The organism is Stenotrophomonas indicatrix (assembly GCF_002750975.1).
In the GTDB taxonomy this organism is placed as follows: domain Bacteria; phylum Pseudomonadota; class Gammaproteobacteria; order Xanthomonadales; family Xanthomonadaceae; genus Stenotrophomonas; species Stenotrophomonas indicatrix.
In genome coordinates, this window is the sequence record NZ_PEJS01000001.1 from 2,025,580 (window position 1) to 2,048,350 (window position 22,771).

The following is a 22,771-nucleotide window of genomic DNA, read 5'->3' on the forward strand; positions in this document are numbered from 1 at the left end:
AGGACGTCATCCGCGCAAGGCGCGCCTGGCCTTACTCGGCCACGATACGGGCATCGTCACCGGTGCCGTCCACGATGACCCGGCTGCCGACCTGCAGGCCTGCGACCTGTTCACGCAACTGCGTGGTTGACAGCACGCGACCCTCGTCCAGGCGCACCTTCACCATGTAGCGGGTGGTGGGGCCTTCGCCGGCGATCTTCTCGCCGATGGAGCCACCGATCTTGTCGCCACTGTTGGCGGCGACATTGGTGACCACATAGCCTGCTTCGGTCTGCCCGGCACTGCTGAGGCCGACACCCGCCAGAACACCGCCGATCTTGCCCAGCCGCTCGCCGATGCTGCGGCCGCGCTTGGTGCGTTCGGAGGTATCCTCGCCTCGATTCTCGATCGGCTGCATGTCTTCGACCACACCATGCCGAGGCTTGGCCCAGGCCGTCGGCATCAACAGTGATGCGCCGATCGCCAGGCCCAGCAGTCCGGCAACACGGAAGGGGGTGTGCTGTCTCATGTCAGTGTCCTTGGTTGCGGGAAGCGGTCGGGGTCGACCTGCCTGGGCGACGCGCGTCCGGGCCGACGATATCGGTATCGCAGTGGGGCCCGCGGTGCTGCCAGCGCCGTACCACGCCATCACGGTCGGCGATGTAGGTGATGTCGCAGCGGTGTTGCTCGGCATGGTGCACGTCCTCGACGATGATCGGTGCGAACACCGGACGCTCGCCGCTGGTACCGGTCGGTTCCATGTACAGGAACTCGCCACCGCCCACCTTCACCTGCTCGGTGTAGGCCGGTACGACCGTGCGCCAGGTGTAGCGTGTTTCCAGCGTTGCATCGTCTTCCTCGATCTGCACGCGGCCGCCATCCACGCGCAGCTGCATCAACAGCTGCGATGCCTCGCGCCCGATCCATCCATCGGCGCTCGCTCTGGCGGCGGCGCCCAGCGTCTGCGCGCCTGCAGCACCGGCCGCAGCCATCAGGGCGCAGGCGAGAGCGCCCGGCAGGAATCCTTTCATGTGCACTCGAACAGCTCCCGGCTGGGGATGTATCGCGCGTGCCTGCCTTCCCCAGCAGAACACGCCATCCAATAGTGTCGCTATCGCCTCAGTCTAGGCCTCGAACACCCAGGCAACCATCGGAAACGTCCACGAAACTGCGTAGGGAAATTCCTAGAAGCGGCGTCTCGGGATCTGCGACTGGCCGCACCGCCAGCGCTCGCTGCGCACCGGATCCGCTGGCCCGCCGCTTACAATCTCCCCAGCAGGCCACAGCCAAGGGAATCGCGTGCCACCGTTCAACCTGTTCCAGCGCCTGTCGCAGGCGCCGACCAACCCGCGCACCGACACTGCACCGCGCACATTCGATGTGGCCGAGCTGTACGAAGGGCCGGTGCGCCTGCAGGACGATGCAGCCGCCGCGCCGCTGCGGCTGGACGAGAAACTGCGTCAGGCCTACTTCTGGATCGTCAACAACGCGATCATCAGCCCGCACTACGACATCGAGTACCACGAAGGCCCCTCCGCCTCGTTCGCGGTGGGTGACACACGGCGGCCGCTGACCCTGCCATCGGCGCAGAGCTATTCCAGTTACGTGCTGCTGCCGCTGCTGACCTTCGCCACCCGCCGCAAGTGCCTGTTCGTGGGTGGGCCAGGGCGCGGCAAGACCGCCAGCGCGATCCTGATGGGCGTCCTGGCCGGCTATCCGGTCCGCGAGGTGCGCCGGGCGATGCAGCACGGGCACCCGCAGATGACCATCGCCGATCTGCTCGGCAACCCCCTGCCCGCCGACCTGGTGGCCGCGCAGGACATGGCGGACATCCGCATTGCCTGGCGGTCGTGGCTGGGCATGCGGGTGAAGATCATCGACGAATACAACCGCATTCCCACCCGCACGCAGAGCGCGCTGCTGACGGTGATGGGCGACAACTACGCCGAGATCCTCAACCACGTCTACGAATGCCCGGAATCGGCCTGGTACCTGACCGCCAACGATGATCGCGGCGGCGGTACCTACCAGGTGATCGAAGCCCTGCGCGACCGCATCGACGTGGTGGTGCAGGCACTGGCATTCAACCCGCGGTTCCTGGAAGAGATGCTGCTGCGCATCGAGCAGGACATCCGCCCGGAAGAGGTCGTGCCGCGTGACATCATCTTCAGCGAGGCCGAGGGCGACCAGCTGCTGCAGGAGATCCGCGCGGTCGACGTACCGCAGGACGTGCGCCGCCGCATCGAATTCTTCAGCAGCCAGTTCGAGCTGATGGAAACCGCCGGCGCCCAGTTCGAGTACCTGACCAAGGATACCGTGCGCCTGGCCGGCACCGAATGGGCGCAGGCAACCGCTGCCGACAGCGGCCGCGATCGCATGAAGGACCTGGGTTGCCAGACCCGCAACGGCCTGTCGGTGCGCAACCTGATGACCCTGCTGATGTTCGCCAAGGCCATGGCGTACTTCCGCGGCAGCCCTGCCGTTGCCCTGGAGGATGTGCGCCAGGTACTGCCCTTCGTGCTGAACGACAAGCTGCAACCGGATCTTGATGCTCCCTTCTTCGCCCTGCCGGAGAATGCGCCCTATCGCAGCGATCGGCTCAGCTGGCTGCGCTGGCTGCTCGATGCCTCCAATGCCGAATATGACCGGCTGGATCTGGATCGCGACGATCCGGTTGGCGAGCTGTCGGCACAGTTCCAGCGGGGCCTGGATGGGATGACCGAGACGGAAACGCGCAAGCGCCTGACCCGCATCGAGCGTCTGGTGGAGGAACGGGTGAAGGGACGCAAGCTGTACGGCCATCTGTACGACGACCTGCTGAAGCTGAAGTACCTGCACCAGCGCTACACCAACTACCTGCATTGGCTGCGGGCACGCTGATCGTGGTTTCCGCCGTTCTCGCCGAGCTGCTGGCCGCGCGCCGTTCCGTGCTGAACCAGGCCGTGGCCGATGCCCGCCACCGCTGGCCCGGCCTGGACATGGCCGCCTTCAGCGCGTTCGTCACCCAGACCATCGACCCCCTCTGCCAGGCCATCCAGCGCCACCACCCGTCGGCAACGCAGAGCACGTGCGAGGCCGCCTTCGAGATCGGTCTGGAGCTGGTGGCGCAGGGCCATGCCGGCCCGAAGGCGCGTCTCCCGTGGGTCGAGCAGGCGTGGCGCTCGCTGGCCCCGGCCCTCGCCCCGTTGCTGGCCGACGCTCCGCGCGAGACCCTCGGCACCATCAGCAATGCGGTGGTGCGGCTGGGCGCCAGTCCGGACATCCGCGTCGCGCAATGGATCGATGCGATGGCCGCGCATGCAGGCGGGTGTACATCCTTGCCGGAACTGCGCGACATCGGAGCGCTCTGCGCCTGGCAGGCGGGGATGGTGCAGCTGCGCCGCCCTGCCCTTGCCCGTATCGATGCCCTGCCCGCGAATACGGTCGCCGCCGTGCTGGGCATCGATGCGGGTGATCTGGCCTCGGTCCGGGTCCAGCTTGAGCAGGACCGCTGGTGGAATCCGCGGCAGGGTAGCGTTGACCTGCGCGGGCATCGTGTCGGCAGCTTCAGCGGCCTGGACGGCGCGTTTCCGGCACCGCCACAGGTTCGTGCAGCGACCGAGGGCTTCGTGGTCGAAAGTGCAGGCGGGTACTTCCTGCTGCTCGCCGATGCCTTCGGTGCCGTCCTGCTGCCTGCCAGCGCCGCCGAATACGCAGCGGGCAGCAGCAGCGGACCGGCGCCGGATGTGACCGCCCGCTTGGGCGTGCAGTGGATGGCGCCGGCGTTGTCCAAGGACGACCTCTGTGCGGTCTCCGGCGCGTCGGGCATCGCCCTGTTCTCGCCGTGGTCGCACCATGTGCACGTGTTGCCACCCCAATGAGTGTCACGGTCGCTGATCCGCTGCAGCCCTGGCGCGAGGCCTGGCCACAGGCACTGGCCACATGGAGCCGTTTCACCCGGCTGCAGGACCCGAAGTTGTGCCATTCGCGCATGCAGGCGGCCGCCGAGGGCCTGACCGGCAGCTTCGCGGCCATCCGCCTCGCCGACCAGCGCATCGTCATCGACCTGGAAGAAGTACAGCGCCTGCAGCTGCAACCCTACGCGCTGGAGATCCTCGCCCACGAGATCGGCCACCACGTGCTGGCGCCTGCCACCGCCAGCGACCATGCACGGCTGCTGGCGCGCATCCGCCGTGCGCTGCCGACGCTGGAAGCGCATGCACCGATGGTCGCCAACCTCTACACCGACCTGCTCATCAACGATCGCCTGCAGCGCCAGAGCGGGCTGCGCATGGATGCGATCTATCGACGCCTGGCCGGACAACCGGCGCAGGCCAGCTCGCCGGTCTGGCAGCTGTACATGGGCATCTACGAGGAACTGTGGCAGCAGCCACGCGGCACGCTGGGTGGCTCGACCGACGACAGCGCATTGCAGGGCGATGCCTGGCTCGGTGCACGCGTCGTGCGCGTCTACGCCAGCGACTGGATGATCGGCGCTGGCCGCTTCGCCACGCTGCTGCTGCCCTGGCTGCTGGAATCACAGCAGGATGCGCGGGTGGATGCGTTGATGGATACCCGGCACGCCGGCCAGGGAAGCCAACCGGTCGGCCTTGGGCAACTGGAGGACGACGAGCTGGCGCCGGCGCCGCACCCCGCATCCGACCCACGCATCACCGGCGATGAGCGAGGCGGCGACGCACCGCAGAAGAGCGATCTGCCTGCGGATGCGCTCGCTGGGGACCCTGCGCACCCGCCAGGACAGATGCGCGAGCCGTTCGAGTACGGGCAGATCCTGCGCGCGGCCGGCCTGGACCTGGATGACCATCAGATCGCCGTGCGTTACTACCGCGAGCGCGCGCTGCCACACCTGATCCGCTACCCGTCGCGGCCGCAGCCGCAGGCCCTGGAGCCGCTGCCGGAGGGGCTGCAGCCCTGGGAAGCCGGCGATGCACTGGACGCAGTGGACTGGCTGCAATCGGTGCTGCAGTCCCCCCATGTGATTCCCGGGCTGACGACGGTACAGCGTGTACACGGGCTGGCACCCGGCCGTGAACCCGCTGCCGAACCGGTGGACCTGGATCTGTACGTTGACAGTTCCGGTTCGATGCCCAACCCGCAGGCATGGACCTCGTTCCTGACGCTGGCCGGCGCCATCATCGCGCTGTCGGCGCTGCGCGTGGGTGCACGCGTGCAGGCCACGCTGTGGAGCGGCACCGGGCAGCACCTGCACACTGACGGCTTCGTGCGTTCGGAAGACGACATCCTCAAGGTGCTTACCGGCTATTTCGGTGGCGCCACCGCGTTTCCGATCCACCGGTTGCGTGACACCTACGCAGAGCGTCCGCCGCATGCACGGGCGGTGCATATCCTGCACATCTCCGACGACGGCATCACCACGATGTTCGACAAGGATGAGCGCGGCAACAGCGGCTGGGACGTGGCCGCCAAAGCGCTGTGTGTGGCCGGCGGTGGCGGCACCATGGCGCTGAACCTGTTCAGCCCGCTGCCGTCCCGCATCGCCGATGCCGGCAACGCGGGATGGACCGGCGATCTGCTGCGCGCACGCGACGCGGGATGGAACATCCATGTGGTGCGCGACATGGCCGACCTGCTGCAGTTCGCGCGCGCCTTCAGCCAGCAGCACTACGGCCCTGGCGCCATGCGGGTGCAGTGATGATCGTGCTCTGCCTTGCGCCCGCGCACCTCTGACGATTGCCCTTCCACCCAGGTATTTGCCAAGTCTGGAACCTGACCATGCTCTCCGGCCCCTCCCTTGACGTTCTGCTGCGGCGCCTGCTGGACATGCCGCCCGATTTCCTCGAGCCACCGCGCCGCGCCGGCAGCGGCCGGCTGCACGTCGCGGCGGTGGTGGGCGATGTGTTTGCCGCACGCTCGCTGCACCTGCCCCCTGCACTGCGGGCAACGCTGTCGGGTGATCTGGCCGGCGTGGATGCAAACCAGCTCTCGCTTTCAGCGGTCACCGCATGGCTGATGGCAGATGCGTACTGGAATGCACTGGCTATCGCCCCGGAGGCGTGGATGCCCCTGTTCGCCGAAGCAGTGCCGGCGCTGGCGGCCAGTACCAGCGCAGACCGGTTCGTGTTCGATCCGGAGCGCCGCGAAGAACTGGTGCGCACCGTGGTGGCCCGGCTGGGCCTGCTGCCGCAGGGTGAAACAGCGGCCCAGGCGACCGATCGCCTGGCCCGGGTCAGCGGCGTGGAACGGCAGCGCCTGCTCGATGCCAGCCGCGCCGCTGAAGCGCGCGCGCGTGCCATCCGCGAGGCCTTGGCGCGCAAGGCGGCCGAAGAGTCTGCGGACAAGTGGACCCGCGAGTGAGCCGCGAGCCGACCGATGCCGATCGCTATCCCACGCTGAGCGCGGCGGGCCTGGCGATGCTGCAGCAGATGCGCGAGCATCCGGCGGCGCCGATCTTCCGCAATGCCAGCGGCAACCGCCTGCTTGCCGATGAGGTGACGGCATTGCGTGGCTACGAACGGGAGATCACCTGCGCGCGCTTCGAGTGGACGCCAGGTCAACCGCCACCGTGGCTGCAGGCGCATGTGACCGAGGTGTTTGCGCAGGTGTCGTATTACCGTGCGCAGGCGATGCCAGCCGCCTTCACCGACATTGCACCGGTCCACCGTGGCGACCTCGCAGCGGACATCGCCCGTTTCGTGCCAGACCCGGTACCACTGGAGCGGATGATCAATTTCCGCACCACCGGCACCACCGGCCATCCACTGGTGCTGCCATCGCATCCGGTGGTGGCGGCACGCTATCTGGCCCATCACAAGCGCGCCTTGCAGCGCTTCGGCATCACCCTGGCGCACGGCCGCGGCCAGATGGGGGTGATGTTGCTGGGCATGCAGCAGCGGTGCTTCACCTATGTTTCGGTGACACCGACGATGGACGAATCCGGCCTGGCCAAGATCAACCTGCATCCCGATGACTGGCGCCATCCTGAGGACCGCGCACGCTACATCGACCAGATGCAGCCGGAAGTGATCGCCGGCGATCCGATTTCCTTCGCAGCGCTGCTGGAATTGCCCGTACGGCACCGGCCGCAGGCGCTGCTGTCGGTATCGATGGCGCTGTCTCCGGGCCTGCGCCAGGCCCTGGCCGCGCGCTTTGGCTGCGCGGTGCTCGATCTGTATTCGATGAACGAAGCGGGCCCGCTGGCCGTGTATGACGATGCTGCCGGCGGCCACGTACTGCTGCAGCCGCGCATGTATGTGGAAATTCTCGGGCCCGACGGGGCACCGTTGCCGCCCGGGGAGATCGGTGAGATCACGCTCAGCGGCGGATTCAACTTCTGCCTGCCGCTGCTGCGCTACCGCACCGGCGACCGCGGCGCGCTGGCCATGGCCGGCGATACGCCGATGATCGTCGGCCTGCAGGGGCGACGTCCGGTACGCTATCTGACCGCCGACCAGCAGTGGATCAACAACATCGACCTGACCCATGCGCTGGCTGCGCTGCCGTTGTCACGATACGTGGTGCATCAGCACAGCGATGGCCGCGTTGCATTGTTGTTGCCACCTGCAGAGCTGGGCTACTCCGCCGAGGCGATCCGCTGCCTGCGCGCGGTGTTGCGAGGACAGCCGGTGGATGTCATTGCGCTGCAGCGCGAAGACAAGGTTCTGCAGTACTCCAGCGACGTAGCCGGGAGCAGTTCGCCGCCGCGATGAGCGCCCTGCGTCAGCGCAGCCAGTGCGCATAGGCGGCCAGCACCGCCAGGTGCGCCACGTAGTAGACGTAGAACGCCCAGCGCCATCGTGGCAGCCGCCACTGCACGCGCGCGGCCGCCAGCGCCAGCGGGATGGCCAGCAATGCCCATCCATTGCCATTGACCCAGCACAGCCCACCGAATCCGAACGCCAGCAGCCAGTAGGCCCGGTGGCGGAATGCGATCCAGCCCAGCATCACGAATGCCACGCCCACCCATTGGTAATCCACCAAGAACGGCAGCAGCCCACCCGCCACCAGCAGCAACAGCTGCCGGTTATTGGCCAGCGCGTGCACCGCTACAGCGGCCAGGCCGAAGGTCAACAGGATGTTCAGCGGCAACCAGTGGCCGAAGGCCAGCATATGCAGGGGTTGCGCGACCAGCCCCCACATCCCGAGCCGGCGGATCGACTTGCGCAGGTCCGCATCCGGTTGCGCGAGGTTGCAGGCCATCACCAGTGCGAACAGCGGAAAGGCGATGCGCCCCAGCTCGCTGACCACCGGTACATAGCCGCCGAAAACCACTTTGGCGACATGATCGCCGGTCATCGACAGCAGCGCGAGCCACTTCAGCAGCTCGCGGGCGCCGCTGCCGAGGGCGCTGCGCGCCGGGGAGTATCGTGCAGCGACGTCCTGCGCGCTCATGCCATCCATCCTCTGCGTCCTGCAGGGTCGATATCGCCAGGAATCGGCGGCCTTACCCCTTGAACGCAAAGAATACTTGAACCTGGGGCGGATGACGCTGGTCGATGTGCCCCGCTATCCTTGTAGTCCCTGCTTGTGAGGCACCGCCATGCGCACGCTGTACCCGCCGATTACCCCGTACCGCGAACACACGCTGCCCGTGGATGCACTGCACACCCTGCATGTCGAGGAGTGCGGCACGCCCGATGGCATTCCGGTGGTGTACCTGCATGGCGGTCCGGGCGCTGGCATCTCGCCCACTCACCGCCGCTTCTTCGACCCCAGGCGCTACCGCATCGTGCTGATCGATCAGCGCGGCAGCGGCCGCTCCACGCCCTTCGGCGAGCTTCGCGACAACACCACGCAGCATCTGGTGGCCGACATCGAGAAGATCCGCCAACACCTGGGCATCGAGCGCTGGCTGGTCTACGGCGGCTCCTGGGGTTCGACCCTGTCGCTGGCCTATGCACAGGCGCATCCCGACCGCGCCACCGGGCTGATCGTGCGCGGCGTGTTCCTGGGGCGCGAGGAAGAGAACCGCTGGTTCGCCGAGCTCAACGGCGGTGCGCGCTGGATCTTCCCGGAGCGCTGGGATCGCTACCAGGCGCACATTCCGGAAAGCGAGCGCGGCAACATGCTCGACGCGTACTGGAAACGCCTGGACCACGCCGACGAAGCCATCCGCATCGCCGCGGCACAGGCGTGGCTGGGCTGGGAAGACAATGCCGCCACGCTGCTGCACGACGTCGACGCGGTGTCCGCGACCGATCCGCTCGATACACTGGCCAAGGCACGCATCGAGGCCCACTACTTCCGTCACAACACTTTCCTCAAGCACGGCCAGCTGCTGCGCGACATCGATCGCATCCGCCATCTGCCGGGTGTCATCGTGCAGGGGCGCTACGACATCATCTGCCCGCCGCGCAGTGCCTGGGACCTGGCACAGGCGTGGCCGGAAGCCCGGCTGGAGATGGTCATCGCTGGCCACAGCGCCAACGAAGCGGCCACGACCGATGCCCTGGTGCGGGCCACCGACGCTTTCGCGGACCACAGCTGAACAAAAGGGGCCAACGGCCCCTTTTTCTATACCAAGGTATAGCCGGGCTAACCCACGGGCCTCTAGGCCTGCTGAATACGAGCGCCGACAATAGCGCCACTGGCCAGCGACTGGCCGCCCCACGCGGAGACGCAGATGGATCCCGACCCTGCCGGGCGCAACGCGCGCCCCTGCCTGCCTATTTGTTCACTGCTGGCGACTGACGGCCGGTTCCTGTCCGTGTAAGCGATGGGAGCCCCGGGCAGCGCCTGCCCGGAGGAATCCCATGTCCTACAAGATTCTCTACATCACCGTGCGCCGCCTGATCGGTGAGCGCGATGTTTCCGCCCTGCGCAGCCTGCTGCTGCAGCACGGCCCTGTCCTGTTCGCCCGTTCGCTGGCCCTCGGCTCGCCACGGGTGGTGGCCGACGCACTGTCGCTGCTGCCGATCAGCGAGCGCATCAACGTGCTGCGCCACCTGCCCTACCCGCTGCGCGATGCGATGAAGCCGCTGTGCATCGGCGGCAGCCAACGCTTGCGCATGCAGCCCTGGTCGCCATCGGTGCTGGCCATGCGCCACGCCTGATACCCCCCTTCCGCTCCACGCGCCGGCTGCGCCCGGCGCCGCTCCAAGAGGACCTTCCCATGAGCCTGCTCAACGCCTGGTTCAACGCCTTCCTGCGCAGCCGTCGCGCGGGCAACCTGTTCGGTCGTCGCGCGATGCCCGAAGCCGGGTATGGCCGTGGCAGCACGCAGGCCGCGCCCACCGCGCTCACTGCTGGACTGCTCGCGCTTGCACAGGGCAGCGAAGCCGATGCGCTGGCCACCCTGCAGTCACATGTCGATGGTCTCAGCCCGCACGAGGCCGAAGAGCGCCTGCTGCGCTTCGGCCCCAACGAGGTCGATCACGAGAAGCCGCTGCCGTGGTGGCGCCATCTGTGGCAGTGCTATCGCAACCCGTTCAACCTGCTGCTGACGGTGCTTGCGGCCGTGTCCTGGCTGACCGAAGACGCCAAGGCGACGGTGGTGATCGGTGCGATGGTGGTGCTGTCCACCCTGATCCGCTTCGTGCAGGAGGGGCGCTCCAACCGCGCCGCCGAACGGCTGAAGGCGCTGGTAGGCAACACCGCCCGCGTGCTGCGCCGCGCTGCGGGCACCGAGGCGGCGGAGGTGGCCGACCAGTATTTCGGCGCACAGCTGCACAGCCGGCGGCCGGCACGGCTGCTGGACCTGCCCATCCGCGACCTGGTACCGGGTGACCATATCGTGCTGTCGGCCGGCGACATGATCCCGGCTGACTGCCGCGTGCTCGCCGCCAAGGATCTGTTTGTCGCACAGGCGGCGATGACCGGCGAATCGCTGCCGGTGGAGAAGTTCGTGCAGCCGGGCAACGCCGACGCCGGCCTGATGGAACAGGCCAACCTGTTGTTCATGGGTACCAATGTGGTGTCCGGCACGGCAACAGCACTGGTGCTGGCCACCGGCAACACCAGCTACTTCGGCACCCTCGCCCAGCGCAGCAGTGCCAGCGATCGCGCGCCGACGGCATTCCAGGCCGGGGTCAACAGTGTCAGCTGGCTGCTGATCCGCTTTGCCCTGGTGATGGTGCCGTTCGTGCTGCTGGTCAATGGCTGGACCAAGGGCGACTGGACAGAAGCGTTCCTGTTCGCGCTGTCGGTGGCAGTCGGCCTGACCCCGGAAATGCTGCCGATGATCGTCACCTCCACCCTGGCCAAGGGCGCGGTGCTGCTGTCGCGGCGCAAGGTGATCGTCAAGCGCCTGGACGCGATCCAGAACTTCGGTGCGATGGAAGTGCTGTGCACCGACAAGACCGGCACCCTCACCCAGGACAAGATCGCACTGGAGCGGCACACCGATGTGTTCGGGCAGGATTCGGAGGATGTGCTGACCTTCGCCTACCTCAACAGCCACTTCCAGACCGGCCTGATCAACCTGCTGGATCGTGCGGTGCTGGAGCATGTGGAGCTGCAGAGCTCGCTGCGCCTGTCGCAGGACTACCGCAAGGTCGATGAGATCCCGTTCGACTTCGAGCGCCGCCGCATGTCGGTGGTGGTATCCGAGCGCGAGGACCATCACGAATTGATCTGCAAGGGCGCGGTGGAGGAAATGCTGGCGGTGTGCAGCACCGTGCGCGAGAACGGCAAGGATATGCCGCTGGATGAGCAGCGCCTGGCCCGGGTGCGGCAGACCACCGAGGAACTGAACGAACAGGGCCTGCGCGTGGTGGCGGTGGCGATGAAGGAAACCTCCGCCAGCCAGACGGTCTACTCGCAGGCCGACGAGCGGGATCTGACCCTGGTGGGCTATGTGGCCTTCCTCGATCCGCCGAAGGAATCCGCTGCTCAAGCACTGCAGGCGCTGGCCGCGCATGGTGTGGAAGTGAAAGTGTTCACCGGCGACAACGAACTGGTCACCGCGAGGATATGCGCCCAGGTCGGCCTGGACGCCGACACGATCGTGACCGGCCCGCAGATCGAGCGCATGGACGACGCTGCCGTGGCGCGTGCACTGCAGGAGCACCGCGTGTTCGCCCGCCTCACGCCCCTGCACAAGGAACGGCTGGTGCGCGAGCTGCGCGCGCAGGGCAAGGTGGTCGGCTTTCTCGGCGATGGCATCAACGATGCTCCCGCACTGCGCGCCGCCGATATCGGCATCAGCGTGGACAGTGCGGTGGACATCGCCAAGGAGGCCGCCGACATCATCCTGCTGGAAAAGAACCTGATGGTGCTGGAGGAAGGTGTCATCCAGGGGCGGCGCACCTTCAGCAACATGCTCAAGTACATCCGCATGACCGCCAGCTCCAATTTCGGCAACGTGTTCTCGGTGCTGGTGGCCTCGGCGTTCCTGCCCTTCCTGCCGATGTTGCCGCTGCAGCTGCTGGTGCAGAACCTGCTGTATGACATCTCGCAGATCGCCATTCCGTTCGACAACGTGGATGAGGAGCTGGTGCGCAGGCCGCTGAAGTGGAACCCGGCGGACATCGGCCGCTTCATGGTGTTCTTCGGTCCGATCAGCTCGATCTTCGACCTCAGCTGCTTCGCCCTGATGTGGTACGTGTTCGATGCACGCACGCCGGCCGACCAGGGCCTGTTCCAGTCGGGCTGGTTCGTGGTCGGGCTGCTGACCCAGACGCTGATCGTGCACATGATCCGCACGCCCAAGGTACCGTTCCTGCAGAGCATCGCCGCGCCGCCGCTGCTGCTGATGACCGGGGCGATCATGGCCATCGGCGTGATCCTGCCGATGAGCCCGCTGGCCGGCCACTTCAAGCTGCAAGCATTGCCGGCCGGCTACTGGCCGTTCCTGGTGGCGATCCTGTTCGGCTATGCGGTGCTGACCACCGCGCTGAAGAAGCTCTACATCCGTCGCTACGGCTGGCAGTAAGCGCATCGGCGCAGGGAGAACCCTCATGGACTTCAACCCCCACCTGCCCGCGTTCAACGCGGGCGCCACCCTCAGCTCGCTGATCAGCCTGTCCGTCGCCTTCGTGTTGGGTGCACTGATCGGCCTGGAGCGGCAGTTCCGCCAGCGCACCGCCGGCCTGCGCACCAATACGCTGGTAGCGGTGGGCGCAGCGGTGTTCGTCGACCTGGCCGTGCGCTTCCACGACCTGTACGGCGGGCCACCGTCACCACTGCACGTGGTGGCCTACGTGATCTCCGGCGTCGGCTTCCTCGGTGCCGGCGCGATCATGAAGGATGGCGCCCAGGTGTCGGGCCTGAACACCGCCGCCACGCTGTGGGGCTCGGCGGCGGTCGGCGCCTGCGCCGGCATCAAGCTGCTGCCTGAAGCGGTACTGGCTGCGGTGTTCGTGCTGGCTGCCAACACCCTGCTGCGGCCGGTGGTGAACCGCATCCAGCGGCAACCGCTGCCGGAAGCGTTCAGCGAGGCCACCTATGCCATCAACGTGGTCTGTCAGCGTGAGCAGCAGGCCGAGGTGCTGGACCGGCTGCTGCTGTTGCTGGAGCAGGCGCAGTACCCGGTACGCGCGGTCGACCAGCGGCCGTTCGGCGAGCGCGATGTCGAGATCGAAGCGGTGCTGTACGCCACCACGGTCGATGGCGCTGAACTGGATGCAGTGCTGGCAACGCTGGCCGCCACGCCGGGCGTGCTGCAGGGATTCTGGAACGCCAGCCTGGAGGAGTAGTGCCGGCCGCTGGCCGGCAACCTCATGAACTGCGGGAACACCCTGCAGATGCCGGCCAGCGGCTGGCACTACCCTGCATCTCTCTGGCGCATGCCGACCAAGGTCGGCATCTACTGAACAGCGCTTTGCTATCCTTTCCACCCACGCCAGGGAGCTATCCCGATGCCATCGTTGTCGCCCCGCCGCCCGCTGGTCGTGCTGGCCCTGATCATCGTGATGGCGGCCATCTTCCTGGTCGATACGGTTACCGACTACGCCGTTGCCGCCGCCTGCTTCTACGCGGCGGTCATTCTCGCAGCGTCGCGGCGGCTGCCCGGGCGCGGCCTCATCGCCCTTGCGGCAGTCTGCATCGCATTGACCGGCCTCAGCTTCTTCCTGACCCGCTTCGGCACCTACCGCATCGGCCTGGTCAATTCAGCGATCGGCATGCTGGTGATCGGCATCACCACCTACCTGGCATTGAAGATGGAAGCGGCCAAGGCCGCGGTGCAGGATGCACAGGCGCGCCTGCTGCGGGTGGCCCGCGCCTCCACCGTCGGCGAGCTGACCACCTCCATCGCACATGAAGTGAACCAGCCGCTGGCGGCCATCGCCAGCAGCGCCGAAGCCAGCCAGCGCTGGTTGGCCCAGGAACCGCCGAACCTGGACAAGGCGCGCCAGACCATCGCCCGCATCGTCGCCGACGCCCATCGCGCCAGTGACGTGATTGCCCGCATCCGTGGCCTGACCCAAGGCGCCGCGCCAGAGCGCCAGGCCTTCGACCTCAACCTGGCCGTGGAGGAAATGCTGGCACTCTCGCGCAGCGAACTGGAACAGCATGGTGTGACGGTGGCGCTGGTGCTGGGCAGCGACCTGCCACCCGCCCACGCCGATCGCGTGCAGGTGCAGCAGGTGATCGGCAACCTCATCCTCAACGCCGTCGATGCGATGTCGGACACGCCCGTAAGCGAGCGCAGGCTGTCCCTGGTAACAGCGTACGATGGCCGCGGCCACGTCAGCCTGAGCGTGCGCGATCGTGGTGTCGGCCTGCCCTCGGAGCAGATTGACCGCGTATTCGATGCATTCTGGACCACCAAGGCGAACGGCCTCGGCCTGGGCCTCAGCCTGAGCCGCTCCATGATCGAGGCCAACGGCGGCCATATCCGCGCCGAACGACCGGCCGGTGGCGGCGCCTGCTTCATCTTCGAGCTGCCCACGGCCACGGAGGCTGCGCATGCGTAAGCCCACCACAACACCTATGGAACCGTCACCGATCGTCTACGTGATCGACGACGACGCCTCGGTGCGCGCCGCGCTGGAGGACCTGCTGGCCTCGATGGGCCTGCAGGTGCGGGCCTTCGCCTCCACCGGGGAATTCCTTGCCCACCCGCGGGACGACGCTCCGTCATGCCTGGTGCTGGACGTGCGCATGCCCGGGCAGAGCGGACTGGATTTCCATCGCAGCATGGCCAGCCACGATCTGCACCTGCCGGTGGTGTTCATCACCGGCCACGGCGATATCGCCATGGGCGTCAATGCGATCAAGGACGGCGCCATCGAATTCCTGACCAAGCCGTTCCGCGACCAGGAACTGCTGGACGCGATCCACAGGGGCATCGGGATCGATCGCCAGCGGCGCCGCGAGGGTGATGCGCTGGGCGCGTTGCAGCTGCGCTGGGGCACCTTGAACGCCGGCGAGCGCGAGGTGGTTGCCGGCGTGGTGCGCGGTCGCCTGAACAAGCAGATCGCCGCCGACCTGGGGGTCAGCGAGATCACCGTGAAGGTGCGTCGCGCGCAGGTCATGCGCAAGATGGAAGCACGCACGCTGGTCGATCTGGTGCGCATGTACGACCGGCTGCAGGCCGCTGCGCCATGACCGCCTGCGTGGCCCTGCTGCGCGCGGCCAATGTCGGCGACACCAGCGAGCTGTTCATCCATTGCGGCGATGGCATGGCCGCTTCACGCCTTCGCGTACCCTGCATCACACACGGCACGGCACGCAACCTCAACACCGTGGGCAAGCTGGCGATGATGGCCGCTGCCCTTCGCTGAGCTGGGGCCGTTACGTGCGCGCCGCTGCGATGTTCCGTTTCAACCGTGTATCGGCCAGCCCCACCACCAGCAGCACGATGCTGGTCAGCCACCCTGCCGCCAGCAGGTGCATCCATGGCAGCACGAAGCCGAGCACGACCAGAACCCCTGCCCCCACCAGGTGCGAGCGCGGCACGCGGCCGTAGACAGCCCGCTTGTACAGTGCGCTGCCCAGCAGGTAGATGAGCGGCCCTGCTGCCAGCATCGCGGCATACGCCAGGGTCACCCTCGCCTCCGGTTCGTCCATCACCAGGTCGTTGCCGACGGCGGTGGCGATGATGCCGGCGATCAGCAGCGCGTGCACGTAGTGGAAGTAGGCGCCGATGCGGCCCGGGTCGTCGGAACGGGTGATGGTGTCGGTGGCGTCGCGGCTGGAGATGCCGAAGTACAGCCACCACATCGCGATCGTACCGGCAAAGGTCGCCAGCACTGCCGACACCACCGCGCCACTCCAGTGCCCCACCTCGCTCAGCACGCCGCCGGTTGCCAGCAACGTCTCACCCAATGCGACGATCACGAACAACTGGCAGCGCTCGGCCAGGTGCCCACCTTCGATGGTCCACTCGCGGGTACGCGAACGGCCAAGGCCCGGAAACGCGAAGCCGAACATCGGCGAGATGTACTCGCAGGCGACAGCCACCGCCCACAATGCCAGCCGCGCATTGCCCTCGACCGATGCACCGGCCAGCCAGAAGCAGGCCGAAACGCTGACCCAGGCCAGCATGCGCCTGAAGTTGGCGGCCAGCGGGTGCGAGCGCCCTACTTCCAGCAGCACAAACAGCGTCCGCCCTACCTGCATCGTGGCGTAGGCACCGGCGAACATCCAGGCGCGACCGGCAAAGGCCTCCGGGATGGACGAAGACATCAGCAACGCCAGCAGCATCGTGACGAACAACAGGCCACGGATACGCGGCGCCTCCGGGTCGAACCAGTTGCTGACCCAGCACGCGTACTGCCAGCCAAGCCAGACCGCGAACCACAGCACCAGCGTCTGCAACACGCCCAGCAGACCCAGGTGGTGCAGCAGGTGGTGACTGAGCTGGGTAACAGCGAACACATAGACCAGGTCGAAGAACAGTTCTTCGTAGGTCACCCGTGCATGATGGCCGTCGCGACGACGCAGGGCAGGAAGACGGGGCGTTGCCGGCATCACGGATCCTCGGTTCAGCGGCCCAGCCGCCAGAAGATGACACCGGCCACCAGCGCCGGCACGGCAAACACCAGCAGCAGGATCGGCAACTCCTCGCGCACCGTATAGCCCGCCCGGCTGACCCCCACCCACATGTTGGCCACCGATACCAGCAGCCAGGTGCCGATGAAGGCCAGCAGCGCCGTTGGCAGCTGGGGGCTGCTTGTGCTCCAGAGCCTGCCGAACAGCGCGAAGACGGCCAGCAGCAGGAACCCGCCGACGATCACCAGAAGCACGTGCATGGTCACTCTCCCCGATGGCTGCCCTGCAGCCTATCTGCGGCCGAGTGTGCGCTGCAGAGGGTGATCGTGGATTCACTTTCCGGGCACCGCGAACAATCCCGTCGTCGCTCATCCGATAGCAAATGCGAACAGTTCCCATTACTATCGTGGCGCCGCGCAGGGCTGGCCCTGCCTGGCACCCCTTCCTGCCTGCGCCGCTCTCCCGGATGTCCACGCCACCGCACTCCCCGCCACCTGTGCTGCCGTTGGTGTCCTCGCTGGTGCGCCACTATGAGGATCTGGTGGATTACCTGCGCCGTCGCTTCGCCTCACCCGGGCTGGCTCGCGAGGTGGTGCACGACGTCTGCGTACGCCTGCTGGAGCGCCCCGAACCGGCCGGCGTGCGCCAGCCGATCGCGCTGCTGCGACGGATGGCGCATGACGCGGCGGTTGATCGCTGCCGTGCTGAAGACCTGCGCCGCCAGTGGGTGGAACCCCGTGCCGAACTGCCCGATGCCGCCTGCGAAGGTGCCGGCCCGGCCAGACAGGCCGTTGCCGCGCAGGAACTGGCACAGCTTGTCGACGTCATCCGTGCGATGCCCTGTCGACGCCGCCAGGTGTTCATCCTGCACAAGATCCATGACGTTCCGCAGGCCGCGGTTGCCCGCCGCATGGGCATCGGCCTGAAGGCGGTCGAGCGGCATCTGCGGTTGGCGATGGTCGATTGCCGGCAGGCGCTGCCGGTGAGGGCGCTGACGTGACAGCGCCCCCTCGCCCGCGCCCTCCACTCACGGACAAGGCCGGCACGCCTTCGCCTGATCGTCTGCTGGAGCAACATCGGGACACCCTCAAGGCACTGTTTCCGGTACCCGATCCGGCGCAACTGTATCGCCCCCACCGCAGCCGGCAGATCGGCGGGGCTGCGCTCTGCCTGCTGCTGGTGGCTGGACTGGGCGGGCTTTACGCTGTCGATCCCGGCTGGCAACAGCACGATTACCGGACGGTCACCGGCCAACGTCGCAACGTGCTGCTGGCCGATGGCAGCCGTATCCAGCTGGATGCGGGCAGCCATCTGCAGGTGCGCAGCCATCTGCGTTCGCGCCGCGTGGTGCTGGTCTCCGGACGCGCCCGCTTCGAGGTGGCGCCCTCGCGCTGGCGCCGGTTCCAGGTCGATGCCGGGCCCGTGCAGGTGCGCAACTACGGCACGGTGTTCGACGTGGAGCGACGCGGTGACCGCAGTGAAGTCCGCCTGTGGCGAGGCAAGGTCGGCGTGCGCGTTGCTGGCCGTGACGGCGAGCAGCACCTGCAGCCTGGCCAGCAGCTGCTGGCAGGGACAGGGCCGGTCCAGCTGCCGCAGCCGATCGCCACTGGCAGCGGGGAATGGACGCAGGGCCGACTGCAGTTCGCGCAGGCCCCGCTGGGCGAGGTGGTACGCAGCCTGCAGCGCTATCACCACGGCGCAATCGTACTGGACGAACCCGGACTGGCCACGCTGCAGGTATCGGGCGTGTTCGATGGCGACCATGCCGCCACCGCGCTGGCGCTGCTGCCGGAGATCCTGCCCGTCGCCGTCCACGTCCGCGGCGACGGCAGCGTGCACATCTCCGCACGCCACTGAATTCGGCACCGAGGGTGGGTTATGGCCCTGCTCATACGGCTGCTGCATGAACCCCTCTGAAGGACCCCGCATGACCCGCATTGCCCTGCCCGCCGCCCTGCGCCGACTGACGCCTGCCCTGCTGGCCGTCAGCCTGTGCGCCGCCCTTCCGGCGGCGGCGCAGTCCACCCCCACGGCGGTGGACGTCCATCTTCCGGCCGCCCCGCTGCAACAGTCACTCAATGCGGTGGCCAGGCAGAGCGGCATCCAGCTGCTGTTCGCTGCAGACAGCGTTGCCGGCCGCCAGGCGCCAGCGCTGGACGGCCGCTATGCCCCGCGCGAAGCACTGCAACGGCTGATTGCCGGCCAGGGACTGAGCGTCGAGGAACGCTCGCCGGGCGTGTTCGTGATCCGCAGCGCGCTCGCTACGGCAGCTGCGGCGGCAAACACGGACCGCCCGCGCACTGCGCCAGCGCCGGCAGCCGCAACCTCGCTTGGCAGAGTGACTGTGTCGGCGTCCACCGCGCGCATGCCGCAGGGCGAGACCGCCATGCCAAACACCATCACCGTGCTCACCCGTGAGGACGTCCAGCAGCAGCTGGCATTGGGCTCGGATGTGTCACGCGTGCTGTCCTCGCAGATCCCGGCCTTCGCTCCGGCACGCGAGAAGATGTCCAACTATGGCGAAAGCATGCGCGGGCGCGGCATCCTGTACATGGTCGACGGCGTGCCGCAGTCAACCCCGTTGCGCGACGGCTCGCGTGATTCGCATACCATCGATCCGGCGATGATCGAACGCATCGAAGTGATCCACGGTGCCAACGCGCTGCAGGGCATCGGCGGCACCGGTGGCATCGTCAACATCATCACCCGCAGTGCGCCGAGCGAACCGGGTGCTTTCCTGCTGGACAGCAGCCTTTCGCTCACCGCCGCCTCGCCGCGCCGGCGCGATGATGACGGCCAGCGCGCTTCGGCACTGGTGGGCATCCGCGGTGAACAGTTCGACCTCGTGGCCGGCCTGGCCCATGAACGGCAGGGCCTGTACTACGACGGCGACGGCCGTGCGATCGGCACCAACGCGCAGGGCGAACTGATGGATTCGACCTCGACCAACATCTTCGCCAAGCTTGGCTGGAACATCGCCGATGGCCAGCGCGTGCAGTTGATGGCCAATCGCTACGAACTGCGTGGCCTGGACAATTACCTGCCTGTGGATGGCAACTTCCGCACCGGTCGCCCGGCCACGTCGGTGCCCGGCGATACGCCGCTCGATCCGCCGATGAACCGCTCACGCTCGCTGAGCCTGGACTACGGCAATGCCGATCTGTTCGGCGGCCAGTTCCTGGCGCAGGCCTTCGCGGTCGATTTCGAAGGGCGTTACGGCGCCAGCCAGTGGGACCCATGGGGCAACACGGGTGCCAACGCCGCCTGGGACCAGACCCAGAATGAATCAGAAAAACGCGGCTTCAAGCTGACCCAGAGCTGGCGTCGCATCGGCGACACCTCGCTGGACGTGACCCTGGGCCTGGATGGCCTGCGCGACCGCACCCATCAGGTGCTGCTGGCCAGCGGCCTGAACTGGGTGCCGCTGACCACCTACCAGAGCCTGTCGCCGCTGTTGCAGCTGCAGTGGTGGCCCACCGACCACGTCATGCTGTCCGCAGGCCTGCGTTACGAAAAGGGCGAGCTGGAGGTGGGCGACTACACCACCCTGCCCCGCTACGGCGCACGCAAGGTGGCCGGCGGCAAACCGACGATGAGCGAGACGCTGCCGAACTTCGGCGCGGTCTGGTACATCAATGACCGTCTCAATGCCTACGCGTCGTATTCGGAAGGCTACACCGTGGCCGATGTTGGCCGCGTGCTGCGCGCGATCAATCGCGATGGCCAGCGCGTGGACAACCTGGTGGACCTGTCGCCGGTGGTGTCGGACAACCGCGAAATCGGGCTGGAGTATGACGACGGCCGCTTCAGCGGCGATATCGCGTACTACACCTCCGAATCCAAGCTGGGTTCGGTACTGGTCTATGACGCCGGCATCGATGCCTACAATGTGCAGCGCCAGGCCACGCGGGTGGAAGGCTTCGAGACCAACCTGCGCCTGCGCCTGGGTGACAGCCACCTCGGCATGGGCTATGCCCGCGCCAATGGCCGCTACGACGCCGACCTGGATGGTCGTCTGGAAAGCGACCTGGCAGGCGTCAACATCGCCCCGAACCGTCTGACCGCGTTCTGGGAACAGGGCTGGACCTCGCAGCTCAGCACCCGTCTGCAGGCCAGCCATGCCTTCGATCGCGACTTCGACCTGCGCGGCGTGCCGGTGGCCAGCTTCAAGGGCTACACCACGTTCGACCTGGTCGCCCGCTATGCGCTGGGCAAGAGCAGTTTCACCTTGGGCGTGCAGAACCTCGCCAACAAGCAGTACATCACCTACTACTCGCAGACCACGCCATCCAACCCGAGCTATTTCGCCGGGCGTGGGCGAGTGCTTACGCTGGGGTGGCAGTACCGCTACTGAGACATGGCGCCTTATGGGTGCCATGAATTCTATGCGTGACGCGACGAGGGAGGCCCATGCTAGTTTCTGGGCCTCCTTCATCGGTGCCCTCCCATGCGCTTGCAGACCCTCGCCATCACGCTCGCTGCCCTGCTTCCCGCTGCGGCCTCTGCCACCGAACCAGCGCTGCCGCAACTGCGTGCCTACACCGTTGATGCCTCCTGGCTGCAGCCGATGGCGCCGCTGCAGATTGCCGATCACACCTGGCAGATCGGCACCGAAGACCTGACCGCACTGCTGGTGCAGACGTCGCAGGGCGCGGTGCTGCTCGATGGCGGCATGCCGCAGATGGCCGACCACCTGCTGCGCAACATGAAAGCGCGCGGCGTTGCGCCGCAGGATCTGCGCCTGATCCTGCTCAGCCATGCCCACGCCGATCACGCCGGCCCGGTTGCTGCGCTCAAGCGCAGTACCGCTGCGCAGATCGTCGCAAATGCCGAATCTGCGGTGCTGCTGGCACGTGGCGGCAGCAACGACCTGCATTTCGGCGACGACATCACCTATCCGCCGGCGACGGCGGACAGGATCATCATGGATGGCGAGGTGGTCTCGCTCGGTGGCGTCGACTTCACCGCGCACTTCGTGCCCGGCCATACCCCGGGCAGCACCGCCTGGACCTGGACCGACACCCGGGGCGGCAAGCCGGTGCGCATGGTCTACGCCGACAGTTTGAGTGCGCCGGGCTATCAGCTGCAGGCCAACCCGCGCTACCCGCACCTGATCGAGGACTATCGCCGCAGCTTCGCCACGGTGCGCGCCCTGCCCTGCGATGTTCTGCTGACCCCGCATCCCGGTGCCAGCGGCTGGAACTACGCCGCCGGTGCATCAGCGGGTGCCAAGGCAATGACCTGCCAGGACTACGCCGACACGGCCGAACGCAATTTCGACGCGCAGTTGAAGAAGCAACGCGAAAAGCAGCGTTGACCAGGCGCGGCGGCGATCCGCCGCCGCGCCCGCTACACCTTGTCAGCCACCCTGCCCGTGCTGTGCGAAGGGCTGGGTGCTGCCATCGGCCAGCACCAGCTCCACGGTATACGGCTGCACATGGCCATCAGGCATTTCCATGCCCGGTGATCCAGCCGGCATCCCCGGCAGCACCAGGCCACGCGCCGTCGGCCTTTCCTTCAGCAGGCGCTTGATGTCGCTGGCCGGAATATGGCCTTCAACCACATAGCCACCGATCTCGGCGGTATGGCAGGACGCCTTGCCGGCCGGTACGCCGAGCCGTTGCTTGACCGGATGCATGTCATCGGTATCGCGTATCTCAACCGCGAAGCCGGCAGCCTTCAGGTGGTCGGCCCACACGCCACAGCAACCGCAACTGGCCGTCTTGTGCACGATGGCCAACGGAAGCTCCCGGTCGATCGTCGCTCCGGCCGTCGCCTCGACCGCCGAGGCGGTTGCGGTTGCGGGCGAGGACTCGGCCTCTTCGGAGGCACGCGCGCAGGCGGTGGCCAGCAGAACGGGGGTGAGCAACAGGCTCAGGGAAAGAATGCGGTTCATGGATCAGGTTTTCCTTTGCAATCGCAGGCGCGAGCGCCTGCCATCCACGCGACGGATGCGCGT

Annotated in this window: 22 protein-coding genes; 16 read left to right on the forward strand and 6 right to left on the reverse strand. The window is 67.2% G+C overall.

Annotation, left to right across the window (positions count from 1 at the left end):
• Positions 1-31: 31 nt before the first annotated feature.
• Both CR918_RS09390 and CR918_RS09395 read right to left on the reverse strand, forming a co-directional pair.
• Positions 32-508, reverse strand: coding sequence for a hypothetical protein (locus CR918_RS09390; RefSeq protein WP_025874447.1), 477 nt, complete (start codon positions 506-508; stop codon positions 32-34).
• A 1-nt stretch (position 509) separates the two neighbouring features.
• Entirely contained in the window at positions 510-1,010 is a 501-nt protein-coding gene (locus tag CR918_RS09395; protein WP_133119680.1) for a hypothetical protein, read from the reverse strand.
• Between the two features lie 268 nt (positions 1,011-1,278).
• Here CR918_RS09395 and CR918_RS09400 point away from each other — a divergent pair, with 268 nt between their 5' ends.
• The 5 genes from CR918_RS09400 to CR918_RS09420 all read left to right on the forward strand — a co-directional run bounded on the left by CR918_RS09400 (position 1,279) and on the right by CR918_RS09420 (position 7,646).
• Positions 1,279-2,859, forward strand: a complete 1,581-nt coding sequence (locus CR918_RS09400) for an AAA family ATPase (protein WP_025874445.1) — start codon at positions 1,279-1,281, stop codon at positions 2,857-2,859.
• 2 nt (positions 2,860-2,861) lie between these two features.
• A complete protein-coding gene (locus tag CR918_RS09405; protein WP_133119681.1) occupies positions 2,862-3,839 on the forward strand; it encodes a hypothetical protein in 978 nt (325 codons plus the stop codon).
• A complete protein-coding gene (locus tag CR918_RS09410; RefSeq protein WP_099842563.1) occupies positions 3,836-5,632 on the forward strand; it encodes a hypothetical protein in 1,797 nt (598 codons plus the stop codon). Before CR918_RS09405 ends, CR918_RS09410 begins: the two co-directional genes overlap by 4 nt.
• An 80-nt stretch (positions 5,633-5,712) precedes the next feature.
• Positions 5,713-6,294: a hypothetical protein gene (locus CR918_RS09415; protein WP_099842564.1), complete on the forward strand. Its 582-nt coding sequence runs from the start codon at positions 5,713-5,715 to the stop codon at positions 6,292-6,294.
• The gene (locus CR918_RS09420) at positions 6,291-7,646 is read left to right on the forward strand and encodes an AMP-binding protein (RefSeq protein ID WP_099842565.1); all 1,356 of its coding nucleotides are present in this window, start codon (positions 6,291-6,293) and stop codon (positions 7,644-7,646) included. Before CR918_RS09415 ends, CR918_RS09420 begins: the two co-directional genes overlap by 4 nt.
• A 10-nt stretch (positions 7,647-7,656) precedes the next feature.
• On the opposite strand, the gene CR918_RS09425 is transcribed toward CR918_RS09420, so the two are convergent.
• Positions 7,657-8,328, reverse strand: a complete 672-nt coding sequence (locus CR918_RS09425) for a TraX family protein (protein ID WP_099844316.1) — start codon at positions 8,326-8,328, stop codon at positions 7,657-7,659.
• Between the two features lie 148 nt (positions 8,329-8,476).
• Between CR918_RS09425 and pip the strand changes: the two genes are divergently transcribed.
• From pip to CR918_RS09460, 7 genes are all read left to right on the forward strand, one after another.
• Positions 8,477-9,424, forward strand: coding sequence for a prolyl aminopeptidase (gene pip, locus CR918_RS09430; RefSeq protein WP_099842566.1), 948 nt, complete (start codon positions 8,477-8,479; stop codon positions 9,422-9,424).
• A gap of 265 nt (positions 9,425-9,689) precedes the next feature.
• Positions 9,690-9,989 (forward strand): hypothetical protein, encoded by a 300-nt coding sequence (locus CR918_RS09435; protein WP_025874438.1) that lies wholly within the window; start codon positions 9,690-9,692, stop codon positions 9,987-9,989.
• Positions 9,990-10,048: 59 nt separating this feature from the next.
• Positions 10,049-12,808, forward strand: coding sequence for a magnesium-translocating P-type ATPase (mgtA, locus tag CR918_RS09440; RefSeq protein WP_099842568.1), 2,760 nt, complete (start codon positions 10,049-10,051; stop codon positions 12,806-12,808).
• A gap of 25 nt (positions 12,809-12,833) precedes the next feature.
• Positions 12,834-13,571, forward strand: coding sequence for an MgtC/SapB family protein (locus CR918_RS09445; RefSeq protein WP_059064285.1), 738 nt, complete (start codon positions 12,834-12,836; stop codon positions 13,569-13,571).
• A 162-nt stretch (positions 13,572-13,733) separates the two neighbouring features.
• On the forward strand, positions 13,734-14,792 hold the full coding sequence (locus CR918_RS09450) for a sensor histidine kinase (protein WP_099842570.1): 1,059 nt from the start codon (positions 13,734-13,736) through the stop codon (positions 14,790-14,792).
• Positions 14,785-15,426: a response regulator transcription factor gene (locus tag CR918_RS09455; protein ID WP_088100061.1), complete on the forward strand. Its 642-nt coding sequence runs from the start codon at positions 14,785-14,787 to the stop codon at positions 15,424-15,426. The genes CR918_RS09450 and CR918_RS09455 overlap by 8 nt, the downstream gene beginning before the upstream one ends.
• Complete coding sequence (locus tag CR918_RS09460; RefSeq protein ID WP_108723609.1) at positions 15,423-15,602, forward strand: hypothetical protein; 180 nt, start codon at positions 15,423-15,425, stop codon at positions 15,600-15,602. Before CR918_RS09455 ends, CR918_RS09460 begins: the two co-directional genes overlap by 4 nt.
• A gap of 10 nt (positions 15,603-15,612) precedes the next feature.
• On the opposite strand, the gene CR918_RS09465 is transcribed toward CR918_RS09460, so the two are convergent.
• Positions 15,613-16,791: a low temperature requirement protein A gene (locus CR918_RS09465; protein WP_099842572.1), complete on the reverse strand. Its 1,179-nt coding sequence runs from the start codon at positions 16,789-16,791 to the stop codon at positions 15,613-15,615.
• 14 nt (positions 16,792-16,805) lie between these two features.
• The gene (locus tag CR918_RS09470; protein WP_025874431.1) at positions 16,806-17,072 is read right to left on the reverse strand and encodes a hypothetical protein; all 267 of its coding nucleotides are present in this window, start codon (positions 17,070-17,072) and stop codon (positions 16,806-16,808) included.
• 206 nt (positions 17,073-17,278) lie between these two features.
• On the opposite strand from CR918_RS09470, the gene CR918_RS09475 reads away from it, so the two are divergent.
• From CR918_RS09475 to blaL1, 4 genes are all read left to right on the forward strand, one after another.
• Positions 17,279-17,812, forward strand: coding sequence for an RNA polymerase sigma factor (locus CR918_RS09475; protein ID WP_099842574.1), 534 nt, complete (start codon positions 17,279-17,281; stop codon positions 17,810-17,812).
• Positions 17,809-18,669: a FecR family protein gene (locus tag CR918_RS09480; protein WP_099844317.1), complete on the forward strand. Its 861-nt coding sequence runs from the start codon at positions 17,809-17,811 to the stop codon at positions 18,667-18,669. The genes CR918_RS09475 and CR918_RS09480 overlap by 4 nt, the downstream gene beginning before the upstream one ends.
• 70 nt (positions 18,670-18,739) lie before the next feature.
• A complete protein-coding gene (locus CR918_RS09485; protein ID WP_099842576.1) occupies positions 18,740-21,166 on the forward strand; it encodes a TonB-dependent receptor in 2,427 nt (808 codons plus the stop codon).
• 93 nt (positions 21,167-21,259) lie between these two features.
• The gene (gene blaL1 / locus CR918_RS09490; RefSeq protein WP_099842578.1) at positions 21,260-22,129 is read left to right on the forward strand and encodes a L1 family subclass B3 metallo-beta-lactamase; all 870 of its coding nucleotides are present in this window, start codon (positions 21,260-21,262) and stop codon (positions 22,127-22,129) included.
• A gap of 42 nt (positions 22,130-22,171) precedes the next feature.
• On the opposite strand, the gene CR918_RS09495 is transcribed toward blaL1, so the two are convergent.
• A complete protein-coding gene (locus CR918_RS09495) occupies positions 22,172-22,708 on the reverse strand; it encodes a DUF411 domain-containing protein (protein WP_099842580.1) in 537 nt (178 codons plus the stop codon).
• Positions 22,709-22,771: the final 63 nt, after the last annotated feature.

What these genes read in the sequence shown, in the direction of transcription:
- CR918_RS09390 (WP_025874447.1), bottom strand. Translation starts at nt 508, where the DNA reads ATGAGACAGCACACCCCCTTCCGTGTTGCCGGACTGCTGGGCCTGGCG.
- CR918_RS09395 (WP_133119680.1), bottom strand. Translation starts at nt 1,010, where the DNA reads ATGAAAGGATTCCTGCCGGGCGCTCTCGCCTGCGCCCTGATGGCTGCG.
- CR918_RS09410 (WP_099842563.1), top strand. Translation starts at nt 3,836, where the DNA reads ATGAGTGTCACGGTCGCTGATCCGCTGCAGCCCTGGCGCGAGGCCTGG.
- CR918_RS09415 (WP_099842564.1), top strand. Translation starts at nt 5,713, where the DNA reads ATGCTCTCCGGCCCCTCCCTTGACGTTCTGCTGCGGCGCCTGCTGGAC.
- CR918_RS09425 (WP_099844316.1), bottom strand. Translation starts at nt 8,328, where the DNA reads ATGAGCGCGCAGGACGTCGCTGCACGATACTCCCCGGCGCGCAGCGCC.
- pip (WP_099842566.1), top strand. Translation starts at nt 8,477, where the DNA reads ATGCGCACGCTGTACCCGCCGATTACCCCGTACCGCGAACACACGCTG.
- CR918_RS09435 (WP_025874438.1), top strand. Translation starts at nt 9,690, where the DNA reads ATGTCCTACAAGATTCTCTACATCACCGTGCGCCGCCTGATCGGTGAG.
- mgtA (WP_099842568.1), top strand. Translation starts at nt 10,049, where the DNA reads ATGAGCCTGCTCAACGCCTGGTTCAACGCCTTCCTGCGCAGCCGTCGC.
- CR918_RS09445 (WP_059064285.1), top strand. Translation starts at nt 12,834, where the DNA reads ATGGACTTCAACCCCCACCTGCCCGCGTTCAACGCGGGCGCCACCCTC.
- CR918_RS09450 (WP_099842570.1), top strand. Translation starts at nt 13,734, where the DNA reads ATGCCATCGTTGTCGCCCCGCCGCCCGCTGGTCGTGCTGGCCCTGATC.
- CR918_RS09455 (WP_088100061.1), top strand. Translation starts at nt 14,785, where the DNA reads ATGCGTAAGCCCACCACAACACCTATGGAACCGTCACCGATCGTCTAC.
- CR918_RS09460 (WP_108723609.1), top strand. Translation starts at nt 15,423, where the DNA reads ATGACCGCCTGCGTGGCCCTGCTGCGCGCGGCCAATGTCGGCGACACC.
- CR918_RS09465 (WP_099842572.1), bottom strand. Translation starts at nt 16,791, where the DNA reads ATGCCGGCAACGCCCCGTCTTCCTGCCCTGCGTCGTCGCGACGGCCAT.
- CR918_RS09470 (WP_025874431.1), bottom strand. Translation starts at nt 17,072, where the DNA reads ATGCACGTGCTTCTGGTGATCGTCGGCGGGTTCCTGCTGCTGGCCGTC.
- CR918_RS09475 (WP_099842574.1), top strand. Translation starts at nt 17,279, where the DNA reads ATGTCCACGCCACCGCACTCCCCGCCACCTGTGCTGCCGTTGGTGTCC.
- CR918_RS09485 (WP_099842576.1), top strand. Translation starts at nt 18,740, where the DNA reads ATGACCCGCATTGCCCTGCCCGCCGCCCTGCGCCGACTGACGCCTGCC.
- blaL1 (WP_099842578.1), top strand. Translation starts at nt 21,260, where the DNA reads ATGCGCTTGCAGACCCTCGCCATCACGCTCGCTGCCCTGCTTCCCGCT.
- CR918_RS09495 (WP_099842580.1), bottom strand. Translation starts at nt 22,708, where the DNA reads ATGAACCGCATTCTTTCCCTGAGCCTGTTGCTCACCCCCGTTCTGCTG.